Source organism: Vibrio jasicida CAIM 1864 = LMG 25398 (assembly GCF_000400365.1).
In the GTDB taxonomy this organism is placed as follows: domain Bacteria; phylum Pseudomonadota; class Gammaproteobacteria; order Enterobacterales; family Vibrionaceae; genus Vibrio; species Vibrio jasicida.
This window is the reverse complement of sequence record NZ_BAOG01000082.1, coordinates 40,120-55,052: the sequence shown is the minus strand read 5'-3', so window position 1 is coordinate 55,052 and position 14,933 is coordinate 40,120. Positions and strand designations below refer to the sequence as shown.

Below are 14,933 nucleotides of genomic sequence, written 5' to 3'. Positions count from 1 at the left end.
CTCTTATAACTTACCAACTAGGTTAATGAACACGCCTGATGCATCGTAATCATCATCATTCGCTAGGTTACCGTCAAAGCTTGAGAAGTTGTAACCCACCCCAACTTTAAAGTTATCGCTTAAGTGTTTGTTCACCGAAACCAATGCACCCTGCTCTAGCTCGTCGTAGGTGCTGTCGGTCTTCCAATGGTACTCACCCGTTACATCCCAATCTTTCATGACGCGGTAAGAGGCACTCAAGCCATAGAGAGAAATTTTACTGTCGACTGGAATGTCTTCGCCTGATTGACGAGTAAAAATTTCACTCTTATTTTTGAATGCGTATTTCGCACCTAAATCCCAGTTTGCATCCAACGAGTAGATACCTTCGATTTCGATGATGTGGCTTTCTTCATCTTTGTAATCAACATCTCGATTAAGTTGGTCGAAATCCACCAAGTAGGTGTAACGCGATAACACGTTCAAGCGATCGTTGTAGATAGGGCGATATGCCAAACCTGCTGTCGACTCAATGAAGCGTGCTAACACTTTGTCACTCGATTTACTTTCAGAAAGTGAATAGTTGAACTTACCAAATAGGGTGTACTCCTCCGTTAGGTGATGTGTGTAACGGTTGGTGGTGACCCATTGATCAACACGTTTTTTATCTGGGTCTGTCGTTTCATCGGTTTTGTCGACACGGTATTCAACTTTATTCTTGAAGACCACGTCATCTAGATCAATCGAAGTGCTCACACTCACGGCTTGGCGCTCGGTTGTGATTTTCTGGTCGTCTTCAATTTCCCCTTTTTGGTAGCCAATGCCCATGTCGATGTCATCGTTCATGTCATAGCCAAAACCGAATGAGTCGATACGCCCTTTACCGTTGTTTTCATCAACAAATTGGTTTTCTTGGTAGAAGTCGACCGTTGAAGTCAGATCTGCACGTTGACCGACAATCACATTGTTTTTGCCTTCGTAAGTATCATCTACGTAAGTTAAGTATGTGCTGTAATCTTCGGTTACGTCGTAAGTCACACTCGCTTCAGCAGCATCACCGCGATCACCAGTGGTGTATTCTGCGCCAACCACGAAGTCTTCTAAAATACGGGTTTCACCACCCAGAGTAACGCTGTCGTTCTCATCGTATTCATCAGTCTTACCGACGGTTTTTTGGCCTTTAACATAAACATTATTGTCGCTGTCCCAAATGTAATCGGCGCGAAGACCCGCTAAGGTGCCTTGGCCTTTTTCATTTTCGTTATTCAGTTCATCAACTTGCTTACCTGCTGCGGAGATCTTAATGTTTTTGGTAACTTTAACCTGTGCTTCCAGTTCCGCTTGTTGGGTATCTGTTCTTAGATCGCCATCGGATTCGCGCTCTTCAATCGAGGTAAAGCGTGTTTTCACAGCAACACGATCGGTCGCTTGGAAGCGAATTTCAGTGCCGTAAGATTCTTGTTCTAAATCGTCATCTTGGTTTGCGTAACTGTATCCCGCATCTTTAGATTTATACCACCCCTTAACATCGTTACCCACCGCAGAGAAGATATTCGGCGCAATATCATAAAGGTTCATCACGCCTTTCACTTGGTAGATATCACCTTCACGATCTTCCGCATTGCTGCCAATCGGAGTAAAGGTTAAGCCTCCATCGAAAGATACGTAGTTGGAATCAGTTTGACGACCTTTACTGTGTCCGAATTCGGCTTTTAAGTACGTCCCTTCAGATGCACGCAAGGTTAAGTCCGTGCCGTACGCTTCGTAATCTTGGTTGTCTTTTTCTTCGGTTTGATAATTGGCACCAACACCAATGTAATCATTCACCCATCCTTTAACACGACCACCAGCAGTCAATGCATCCAAAGCATCACTGCCCTGAGGTACATATTCATAGTCCACCGCTAGATAGTTGTCATAACCAGACGATGGTTGGTCATTGATGACGGTGCCGAAATTATCTGAAATGATGTTGTTCAGCGGTCTGGTCAGAATAATACGACCTTGATACGGGTCAATTTCATAGTCTCGTCCCGATTGCAGTGGCATTTCCTGGACCGTGATGCTGCTGTCAGGGTCAACAACTTTCACCATCACCTTGTCGCTGCCTGGAACCACTTCACCATGACGCAAGAAGTACAGCGAACCGCCAGTCCCTAGGAATTCATCGTGAGCAAAGAGTGAATCAGATTCAGCAGCAAAACCAACAATGTTCAAACGGTCTTCACCAAACTTAGTGGTTGAACGGGTACGGTAATCGCCTTTGAAGCCATACAAGCTACGGTTGTAGTCGTTGTTGTCGGTGCCAGTAATACCAGTGTTGTAGTTACCCCACAACACATTGGATTTATCGTACTCAACGTTGAGGTAAACTTTACCCTTGGTATTCACCACTTTGTAGATGTTGGAGCTGTCACCATAGTTGCCATAATACATCTCATCGTCGTCTTCCAGAATGTCGAACACACTGGATGAGTCAGAGGCAAACGGGTGCTTAAACATGTCTCGCACGTCGCTTTCTTTGGTATCAAAGTGGGTAGTAATTCTGAGTTTGTCACCAAACTTACCTTGGCCAAAGTACGCTAGGCGGCCTTGATTGTAGATATCATCTTGGTATTGGTCATCGACTGCCAATGCAGCGGAGTTGCCCGTCACCTTATTTTTACCGATATAGAAATCGGCAAGACCGGCTTGTACCCAGTATTCATCTGGAATACGTACATACAATTGGTAGCGACGCTCTTCTCCATTGTCGAATACTATGCGCGTCGGGAACAAGTACGCATCCGCGGGTAGATATTGCTCTGCGTACAACTCACCTTCTTCAACATCAAATTCGTCTTCGCCGATAATGACCTTATCAACGCCTTTTAGTCCCGTACCGATGAAACGTGCCAGCCCCGCTGAGGTCGGAATGTTATGGCGCATCAACTGTGCTTTACCAAGTTTACGGCTTTGTTCTTCTTCGCCGTCGTTCTTGTCGATGTCGACTTCAGAATCTGGCTCAACTAGGTTAATCACGCCGACCGTCGTCACGTCCATATTGCCATCTTTATCGAAGGCTTTTAAACGGAACAACAGCTGCGTGTTGGATTCAAATTGAAATTCTTGATCGGTCGTGCCATCCCAAACAATATTGAAATCGTTCGCAAATTGCTGACCTTCAACCACTGTTAAAGGATCAACCAAGCCACGGTCACCACCACGGAATACTTCCAGTTGGTAATGGTCAACGTAGTAGCTGAAGTTAGTTGTGATAGCAAAGCTCATCTCTTGCAGTGGCTTACCATCTTTCACTTCAACATCGCTGCTAATGCTCAGGTCAAGTACCGGGTCAAAACGCATAATGTCACGGCTTGCCCAGATCGCACCTTGTTCTAAATAAATACGCGAATTATCGATTTGCTCATGCGCTTTAACTTCAATACCCAGTGAGTCACTGTCAAGTTTCTCCAATTGACTGGTGTCTTTCGCGAACGAAAGTATCGGCAACCCAGCCGCGATACACATTGTCAGTTTTGATGGTCTCAATCTAATCATAAATAATCCTGCTTAACCGCTTAAGTGGTCGGCTGGGCGCACCCAGCCTGCATCTGTGCTGCTAACGGTTAATCATCCCCACTGCTTTTGATGCTGAAGTTAAATTTCGTCAGTTTGTTTGGTGTGATTCGGCGCACTTTCGGGTTTTCACTGATTACCTTCATGCCTGTTGGTAGCGAGTCAGTGTCGACTTTGACCAAGAACTGCTTACCTTTTTTATTCAACACCCACTGATCTGGTACATGGTATCGACCATACTGGTCTGTCTCGATGATGATGCCTTCGACAGTCAATAAGCGAACCCCTGGAATACCGTCTTCGTAGATCCCTTTGTTCTCTACGACGATCTCCCAAAGGTAATCGTCACCATCTCGGTAGAGGTTTCGTATCACATCGATATTTTCTGCCGACAATCCTTTCTTCTTATCTCCTTTGTGCTTAGTCGTAGCGTTACCTTGCATGTCAAATTCGATGTAAGTGCCATTATCGGTCGTCACCTTGAATGGGAAGCCTTGGCGGGTCCGCGTCTTAAATTGGAAAGCCACTTTGTTGCTACCTTCAATGGTTCGGTTGCGAGATAAGCCGTACAATTCATCGACTTCATATCCTTTATCCACACTCGACATCACAACGTCTTGCCCTTTCAATTTCACGTTCGCGTCTTTCAACTGAGTCTCTACGCCATCTTGAGTAATGAACGTGGAATTCGGAATGTAATCCCCCTCTGCAAGGTCAACATCGATGTAGATATCATCGGCAGTGGCATCAGCTTGGAAGCCATCACCGTTATGATCTTCAAACACCTTACCGATGATAGATGCAGTATCGAACACCTTGTCTGGCATAACTTCGACCGTTGCGCTGGCAAGGTTCGACTTCACAACGTAGTTGGTCGTGGTGTTTTGTGCAGAGAAGCTTTCTGCCGGTGGCGCTTCTGCCCATGCGGTGTTGGTGTAAACGCCAAAGGTAGCACCAACACTCACACGCATTAGGTAACGAATTCGAATTGCGTCTGCAGTTTGCGAGTCACCGTTGCCATAGATATTCATATCTCCGACTTCGAAGAACAACTGATTGGTCTTAGTTGGCTCTACGGTAATTTGGATGTCGTCTGCGGTATCAAACACACCATCTGGTCCACTGTTCACCATCTCGGTAGAGTCAGGGATGTAAGCGAAGCCTCCTGGGTAGCGGTCAACCAAACGAACCCCCGTGAATGGGTTGTCGTTTTCGTTGGTGATCGTCACTTCATATTCCACAACTTCACCGACGCTCGCTTCTGACTTGCTAGCAACCTTAGTCACTTTCAACATGCCTTCGTTGTACGCTTGCTTCTTGACCTTAATGGTCACATTGGCGGAAGCGGTTTCACCTGTCGATGCTGCGGCGGTGAATACGTTTGTGAAGTTGTCATCGATACCTCGGTTGATTTCACCCTTCACCACGATTTCGTATTCATTACCTTGATACGCCTTCATGGCGTGGTTTGAATCGACATTGCTATCTGAATCAACAGAAACCACAACACCAGACTTGAGCTCGGTGATGGTCGCTTTCCATGTGGTGAACAATGGATTGCCGTTGTTACCAATGAGCTTATCGATTTCATCCAACAAGTTGACGCTTTCTGCATCGGCAGAACCTCGGTTGGTCGCGGTCATTGTGAAGGTAATGTCATCGTCGTCGTTGGTGTATTCCGCTTTATCCGCCACCTTGGTCACCGACAAAATGATCGGCAGTGGTTTGATGGTTGCGGAATCATCAGCAAGGACATCACTTTCTGACTTGTCATAGGCATACGCGTGGTTGGTGATTTCTCCCATCGCATCCGCGTTTACGACACCCGTGATTTCAATGTCCAACTGATCGTTTGGCGCAATAATCACACGGCTATTCACATCCAGGTTGTCGCCCTGAATTTGTGGCAACACGATGGTGCGGTCGTCATTATATGAGCTTGTCATACTCCAACTGGTAAACGCTGGCGCTTCGGTGTCGTGAATCGTATTCACCTTCAACTCAGAGATAAGATCTTTTAGCACTATCTCTTCGGTAAACGAGCCAGATTCATTACTTAACACCACGTGGTAAGTGACGTTTTCACCCGGACGGTAATACTCGTCATCCACGGTTTTCTCAAGTTTGACTGACTCTGGCATCGCTAAGAGCGTCGCTGTTGCGTCTTGAGTATCCCCCCGGAACGTGGCGCTTGCCGTGTTTTCAATCTCAGCAATGGCGTATTGGTTTACGAGACCAGTAATCACAAACTCCACCTCATCATTTGCCGCAATGCTCAGCGTCGAATCAATGTCGGCATTCACACTTGGAATATTGGTGATGTCTGTTTCTGGGTTACCTTTGTTGATATCAATACGCCATGAATCAAACGCTTTCACGGTCGTCCCATCAAGTCGAACAACGTCAATATTGCTGATAGCATCTTTCACACCAACATCCGTTGCTGGCACAGTGCCTTCATTCTTCACCTTAACGCGGAATGTCGCTTCCGTGCCGGGAACATAGTATTCCGTGTCTGCAGTTTTCTCGATTGAGATACCTTGAGATTGAGGCTGGATGGTCGCACTTGATTGTTGCGTGGTGCCATTCAGATCCGCAGTGGCAATATTGGTAATTTCGCTCGCTGCCAATGGATTGGTTTTCACCGTAATGGTGAACTCGACAATATCATGTGGGGCAATATCAATAACTGAGCGAATATCTTGGTTATCGACTGGCATTGGCGTGATAGTCGTACGACTGTCACTCTTAGTGGTTTCGATAGTCCAACTCTCAAACGCACGTTCATTTACACCGTAGATGTTGATCGCTTTAATGCCTGACAGAATGTCGTCTAGCTCAATATCATTATCAAAGCCATCGGTCCCGTTGTAGACACGAACATGGAATACCGCTTCTTCACCCGGGATATAAATTGGCGATTCAGCCGTTTTCTCAATCCAAACTTCTTCAGGTAACGTCTCAAGCGTAGCCGTTGCATCGGTAGTCGCACCACCGAACTCAGCCGTCGCGGTGTTAACGATATTGGCCACTGCACTGCTGTTGACTGTACCTGTAATAGCAAATTCCACCGTGTCACCAGGTGCAATATCAAGGTTGGTAGAAATATCACCGTTTGGTCCCGGAACCGTATCTATGTTGGTACGTGGGTCCCCTTTAGTGGTCACGATCGTCCAATCGTTAAACGCAGGTTCTATCGCTCCACCAGAGGTTTCAACTTCAAGTGAAGAAATGATGTCCTCGACTTTTACATCTGCCGCAAAGCCGGAACCATTATTGGTCACTTTGACGCGGAATGTGGAGAACTCACCCGGTTGGTAGTAACGCTCATCGGTGGTTTTCTCAAGAACGATATCACCCGGACGTGGTTTCAACGTTGCTGTTTCCGTCACGTCTTTACTGTTGTGATTCAACGTTGCGGTGTTAACAATGTCGCCCGTTGCTTCCGGGTTCACTAAGCCAATAACGTAAAGAGTGATGGTGTCGTTCGGTGCGAGGTCGATGTTGTAATCAATATCCTTGTCAACCACAAGTGAGTTCGCATCGACGGTAGTCAGTGAACTGCCCGTAACATATTGAACCGCCCATTGTAGGAAAGCTTGGTTGGCCGAACCATCAATGGTATTCACGGTGAGCGCACCAATTTCATCTTTCAGGTTGATGTCATTCGCGTAGCTGTTACCTTCGTTGACAATTTTCAGGATGTAACCTGCCGCTTGGTTAGGGCTATAAAACTCCACCATTGGCTCTTTCGTAAAGGTTAAATCTGGGATCGTCGCTGTGCTGGTTGCTTCTGCAGTTTTAGTCGAACCATTGTAGGTCACTTCAACTTGGTTGGTGACATCGCCCACTACTTCTGGGTCAAGCTCCCCTTCTGCAGTAATGGTCACGACATCATTTGGACTGATGTCCAAGCTGCCATCTAAAAACTCACCCGTGGACGATGGGAACTTAGTGTCACCCGTCTGTGAAGACGCATTGAAGAAGATGGTGCCAGACTCAAACGCTTTTACTGTCGCGCCCGTAATACTGGTCGAAGTAATGTCGTTGACTAGATCCTTAATGGAAACATCACTTGCCCAGTTGGCTGTGGTGTTTTCAATTGTGATGGTATAAGTAAGCTTGTCACCTGATTCGTATTGGCTCTTATCAACCGTTTTATCGACCGTGAGATCAGCCGTTGCCGCCACATAAGTCGCATCCGCAGTTTGAGAGCCGCTTGAATCGCTCACTTCCACTACGTTAGTGATATCACCAACAAGGTCCGCTTTTACAACACCTTCAACATGAAGTTTCACTGTGTGGTCTGGGTGAATGTTGTAGCGAATCTGATAACCATTGTCGCCAGTCACCTCAGAGCCTGCAATGGGCTGAGTCAATGTTGGATCAGTACCGTCAACACTCACTGACGTCGCTGACCAAGAATCAAATGCACGAACTGGTAAGGTCGCACCCGCTTTTTCAGCACGAATCGTCTTCCAAAGGTCAGAAATCAGGACATCGGTCGCATAACCTGTACCTGTGTTTTTCACCTCGATATCGTAGCCAATGGTATCGCCTGGATGGTAAATCGCGGGGGTAATTGAAGTGACTTTCGAAACGGTAAGTGTTCCCGGTTCAGGGATGATAACTTTTTCTTTCAGGTTGTAGGTGAAGTAATTGGTTCCTGAATTTAGTTTGCCTTGTAGTTGGTTAGTAAACTCACCAACTGCATCATCGCGAGCATGACCAATGACTTCGATTAGGATTTCAGTATAAGTATCATCGGCCGCTTTACCACCCATCTGAACCGTCACATCAATATCCGTGTTTGGAGCTACAGAGTTAAGGTTACTAATGTCTGTGTAAGCCGGATTACCATCAGTGATAATTTGAGCACTTACCGTCCAATCCTTTAAAGCAACTTGCTCTGTACCATCAGCGACTTCAACTTTGTAATTGCTAATAATGTCACGAATGTCAATCAACTCGTTATTTGCAGTCTCGTTGCGAACACGCATTTGATACCGAACTTCTGAACCTGGAGTATAAGTTGGTGTGTCCGTTGATTTTTGAGCAATCAGGCTCGACGTACCAGGATCTAGAACGACGGCATTACTATCAACGCCGTTGACTTTGGCCACATTGGTAATGGTCCCTGTGGCGTCCGCCGCTACTGTGCCGTCAATCTCAAACACAACGGTGTCGCCTGGCATCAAGTCGAACGCTGCATTCAGTGGTACAGTTCCTTGGTAGTTACCCGTAATTGAGAATCGGTCTGCATCAGGCGCACTCACGATTGCCACACTGTAGTCTTGGAATGCTGCCTTACCATCAGATGTATCAATGGTGTTTAGTTCATCAACGATAGTCGCGCCATTGGTAATGCTGTCGCCCACGTTGGTCACGCTAACTTGATATTGAACTTGACCGTTCGGGTTGTAGTGACAGCCTGTGCCAGTCGTTGATGGGAAAGTACATGTACCACTGTCTGCAGTTGTACTCAGAACTGACTTCTCGAAGTTCAGTACAGGCACAACTGGTGGAATTACGTCCGTGGTATCACTTTGGTTCCCAGCCTTACCCGTGTTGCCATCGATATCACCAAGAGCGTCCGGGCGAACTTTTCCTTTAACCGTAAACTCAATGACTTCTTCCGGAGCGATATCGACTAGTAGGTCAAGATCATCAGTCGCATCATAAGACTCAATGTAAGTGTCTTGGGTTCCCGTTGTACCTGTTGAAGTGAAAGCATGAGATATATCCGTATCTGAGAACGCTGATTTCGTCGTCCCACCGATCACTTCAACGCGAACGTTAGAGACAATATCTTGGATCACGGTTTGGTCACGCCACACGGGCTCGGTGTTGATCACCGTGAATTTGTAGATGACCTCATCTTCAGGTTTGTAGGTGTCACCGGATACATAAGATTTGCCATCGATTGAGACAATTTCTTTGCTCACCGACAGATTACTGCCCTCAGGCGTAACTTTCGCGGAATTGAAGTTACTGCCGTTGTATTTCGGTGTCGCAACAATCTGGTCGAGCGCATCTTGGCGGATCTGTGACTCCATGACAAAGTCAATCCAACCACCCGGCGCGATCGAAAGTACTGAAATATCGATATCTGCATTCGCACCACCAGTGTAGCCATCAATCAGAGTAGTCGCTTCACCGGATGTGGTAGCGGTGACTGTCCAACCATATTGATCAAATGCAGGTAGCGTTTGTGAGTCAGATTCACCAGCTGCATTCTGAGCAACACGTACTTTGACATTTGAGAACAACTCTTTCAGTGATTTGTTGTACTCCAAACCTTTACCATTGTTCTCAATACGCAAGTGGTAAACGATCTTTTCGCCGTCTGTCGTATGGTTGTATGTGGTCTTGTGTGTTGCCAATGATGTATCAGTGTACGCTTTATGCGACTTAACAATGTTCACCGGCAGCATGTTCACCGGTTCTGACGGTAAGTTATGACTCTTGTCGACCACTGCAACGTTAAGAATTTGACCTATCGCTTTCTCACTGATCTTCGCTTTGATCGTGTAAGTAACAAAGGTTCCGCCTGTTGCAAACTCATTAGCTGCTAGGTTGAACTTCGTATCGATATCACTGTTGTTACTGACAGAGCCCGCATCACTAATACCACTCGAATCAACACTGGTAACAATGGTCCATGAATCAAATGCACGTCCTTTACCACTACCATCGAAGTAATCGGTCTGGATCTTGCTGATTTCATCCTTGATTGGCATCTCATTAATGTGAACATTATTTAAGTTCTTCAGTGAGATTTCATACTCAATGTAGCCACCCGGCGTATAACCACCACTTAACTCGGTAGTGCCATCCTGATCGTAGATTTTGGTGACATGTTTTGAGAAGTCGTACTTCTCTGCAGAGGCTTTGGTCTCCGCACTCACTGTATCGCCATCAACAGTAAGTAAGTTCAAGATCTCACCGACGGCGTTGTTGTTCACCTTAGCCGTCACAACATACTCAATGATTGTGCCTTTAGGGATAGAGGCATGAGTATCGATGTCTGCGTTATCAGCAATCTTGCCATCCAGATCGAGAATAGCCAACGAGCTACCACTGACGATCCTTGGAACAACCGTCCAACCCGAGTCAAACGCTTTACCGCTTGTGCCATCGACAAGATCGACCATGATATTAGACAGTCGGTCGATAACAGGAATGTTGTATGCGTTACCCTTACCATCGTTTTCGATTGTTAAACGGTAAACTAGAGGTTGCCCCGGCTCGTAGCTTGATTGATCAACCGTCTTACTGAACGCCAGATGATAGCTGTTCGGGATCACCGTGATGCCACCAATAGTGATTGTACCGGTCGCGTCTTCACGCACCACACCCACGACTTCAAAGGTAACGGAATCTTTGCCAGCCACATCGATCGTTGTGTTGATGTCTTTATTATCCGCAACAGTACCATCCAATGTGCCGTCGGTTGTGCCGTCGCCACCATTTGAATCATCTTTCGAAACATCGACGGTGAAACCTTTATCAAATGGCGTCGCTAAAGAGCCATCCAACAACTGAGTCGTCACACCAGTAATGTTTTCGCTTACAGCGTGGTCATTGACATAACCAGTTTGAGAAGAAACCGTTACTTGATAAGTTAAGGTATCACCTGGCGAATAGAAGCGAGACTCAACCCCATTAACCAGTAACTTCCTCACCACATCGCCGCCATTGTAAGCTCGCTCCATCTCATGATGAGAAAGATGTGATTCTTCAGTAACTTGGCCAAAGTCACGGTATACGTAGGCGTCATTCTCAATTTTGTCGTTTAAGTTCCCCATTGAATCCTGAGAACCAATAACATTGTCTTTAACACGAGCTTTAATTCGGAAAGTACGCAATTCGCCCGCAGCAAGTGTCATCGTGTTCGATGCATCACCAGGTGGGTAGATAAAATCTTCGGTAGTTTGAGATTGAAAACCGCCGCCATCATCGAAATCAAACTGCCAGTATTCAAACGGAGATTGGTTTGGGTAGTTTTCATATTGGTTGTCTTTGTCATTTGCCAAAACAGAACGAATATCTGTCAGTAAATCAACGACCTTAAGACCGCTTTCGACATTCGCGCCATTGTTCAAAACACGAATTTCATAAGTGACGTCATCGCCAGGAACAAAGCGAACTTTATCCGCTGTTTTCAAAATAGAAACGTTAAGAGAGTCCCCTGATGTACCACCAATCTCGGCAGAAGAGGATTGGTTTAAGTTCGTCGATGGATCGTAAATCTCTGCGGTATTAGCGATCTCATCTTCTATGTAATCGTCTTTAACTTTGCCTCTCACATTGTAAACAACGTAACCTTCGACACCGTTAATTTTAGGATCGATATCGATACGACTATCGATATTTCCGTTATTTGGATACCCCGACTTTTCACCAGCATAACTGCCCGTTTTAAAAGGTGAATTATTGGAATCTGTAGACGCCGTTATTTCCCATTCAGAGAACGCATTCAAGCCCTTAATATCATCTGTGACACGAACTTCGTTTGCATAACCAGGCCCAGTATTGACGATGGTAATCTTGAAGTTAACCCATTGGCCTGGAACAAACGAATCATCAGGTGTTGTTTTCGCAACAATCACTTTTGGATCATGAGGGTAAACAATAACCGTATCCGATGCAGATGATTGAACTGTTGAATCCGGTGTTTTGATTTCTGCTGTATTGTCAAATCGCGAGTATATAATCTCACTTTCATTTGAGCGGTCGATTTGTGCCACGATGGTGTAAACCACTTCAACATTCGGCGGGATTTGTGCCGTTGTATCTAGATCCGTATTTGGCGCAAAAGTACCGACGTCGGTGTACGCTGGATTGCCATCCAATTGAGGATCATCTGAGATAATCTCCGCACTGATCGTCCACGATTTGAACACTTGTTTTGATGTCGTATCTGGTTCCAATATCTTCGCGGAGATCGAAGATAAGGTGTCTTTTACAGCAACATTTGTCGCATAACCGTTTTCTTTATCGTTCTTTAAGCTGATTTGGTAAGTGACTTCGGTATCAAGCTTAGAATACGCAGTCTGTTCACCATGAAACCCGCTGTCAGTATTCGTCTTCACACGTTTGTTTAGCGCAATCGCAAAGTCGCGAGGATCAGAGCCTCGATCGGCATAGACAGAGCCATCAACAGTTACTTCGTTTGAGATATGGCCATTTGCTAAAGGGTTAGTCTGAGCAACAATGGTGTACTCAATATAGGAGTGAGGTTGAAGCGTAGCAATGACATTCAAATTGTCAGGGTGTTTCACTTCTCCAGTGATACCAGTATTTGAAGCGGTCGCTGGTGTGCCATCGTCTTTAAACGCTTCGGCAGTGATAGTCCAATCCGAATAAGCATTGATTTCTTTGCCATTGATATCGGTTGTTTTCACTGAGTTAAGGTCGTCTAGTACCTGAACTTGGTTTGCAAAACCATCACCGTCGTTCGTCACGGTAATGGTGTAAGTCAGAGTCTGGCCAGAAGAATAAAAACGGCTATCTACGTCTTTACTCGCACGTAAGTTATCATCTGGAGTTTGAACACCCGAGCCTTCTTCGGTTACGTTATCATTAGAGCAACTTGGGTCGTCATCAAGAATGAGGCCTGTACTGGTATCATTCGTTTTGGCGGTAAGTTTGTACTTAATGGTTTTACCCGGTGCGATGTCCGGTGTCAGCGAGAGTGGACTTGATGTCCAAGCTCCATAACTAAAAGAGCCAGGATCAGAACCAATCGAGTCTTCACCAGAAATCACTTCAACTTTCCATTTTTCGAAAGCCTGCCCGTCACCAGCGCCACCCGCTTGCTCGGTAACAACACACGTCAAGTTATCTTGAACTAACAGGTTATTGGCAAAGTATTTTGATGAGCCATTTGTAACGGTAATTTCGTACTCAATTTCACCACCTGGTACATATTCGGATGCAGAAGTGGTTTTAGAAATAGAGATATCAGAATCCGTCACACTCAGCACTTTTTCTGCGTCAACCGTATCGGAAATACTGGAGCTCTCGACTAGCGAACCAGACTCATCTGTCACCGAAGCAGTAAAGCCTTGCAAAGTACCAATCGTAATCGGTGTTAGTGTTGCTTTAATTTGGTAAGTAATCGACTCACCCGGATAAATAGAAACGGTATCGTCAAAGTCGACATCCGTTTGTGAGCTGCCTTGGTAATCAGAAAGTGAATTACTGCCAATGCTTGAAACTGAAATATCCCATGTGGTGAAGGGATTTCCATCCACATCAGTGTTATCGTATGAAGGAGATAAATTGTTCGCTAAACCATTGCGGCTCACTAAGTCTTTAATATTCTGTTTTACATGGTAATTATGAGCAATCGCACCGCCGTTATTACTCACCTTCAATTCAAAATCAACTTCACCGTTAATTAGGTATGGCGATGTCGAGTTTAACGTGTGCTCAAGTTCAATATCTGGATCAGCTGGCGGTGTCGATAGTGGGTTACTGTCGACCGTACCAGCACGAGTCGTGGAGCTTGCTTGGGTATCAATATCGGATACTAGGTCCGCAGCAACCGTCGCTTTGATGGTGTAAGTAATGTAGCCACCAACAGAGATCTCCGCATCGGTGACCGATAAATCCCCTGTTGTCGCAAAGTTACCGGCATCGCTCCCCGATGAAGCGACGGCACTAATGGTAACGCTGCTAAATGCATCCCCTGTTGAACCGTCTAACTTCTGCCCCGTTAAAGATGCAAATTCTTGCTCAATATCTAATCCTTTAACCGCATAAGCACCGTTATTGGTTGCCGTCAAAGAGTAAGTCAATGTGCCGCCAACCTCATATTCCTCGGGATTAACATATTCTTCCAGAAGATAATCGTATTCAGCTGGGGGGAAAGTAATCGTGTCCGTGTTTGTAAAAGTCGTTTCTGTGCCGGAAACCGTCCCTTTTACTTCTGTGTTGCCGAGAACGATATCTTCAGCGGCATCATCAGCAACTGTTGCTTCAATTTGATAAGTAATGCGCCCTAGCGGTAATAAGTTAGCGCCGGTCACGTTCAAATTACTATTGCTGGAGGAATAACTACCTGCATTCGTTCCTAAGGTGTGAGTATCGGTAATCTTGACACTGCTGAACGCCCTACTCGATCCAGACATCACATCCCAAATGGCATTCGTCACTGACACATCAGTGATCGTGCTGATCGTCGTATTTCGAACTTCAATCGAGTATGTAATGACCTGTCCATTTTCATAAGGCAGACCGAATGTTGGACTAAAAGATATTTCAATTTCCCCTGCTGCTAATGCTTTGAAAGGAAGCAAAAACATAAGCAAAAACAAGGCTAGATAACGTTGAACAATTGGCACAATACTTTTCCGACTCATATAAAATATTAATTATTCAGATATTTA

The 14,933-nt window shown here is 45.6% G+C and carries 2 protein-coding genes; both read right to left on the bottom strand.

What is annotated here, in order from left to right:
* Positions 1-3 precede the first annotated feature (3 nt).
* Complete coding sequence (locus VJL_RS20480; RefSeq protein WP_038881027.1) at positions 4-3,519, bottom strand: hypothetical protein; 3,516 nt, start codon at positions 3,517-3,519, stop codon at positions 4-6.
* A 68-nt stretch (positions 3,520-3,587) separates the two neighbouring features.
* Positions 3,588-14,906 carry a hypothetical protein gene (locus tag VJL_RS20475; protein WP_439654174.1) on the bottom strand — a complete coding sequence of 3,773 codons (11,319 nt, stop codon included), beginning with the start codon at positions 14,904-14,906 and terminating at the stop codon, positions 3,588-3,590.
* Positions 14,907-14,933: the final 27 nt, after the last annotated feature.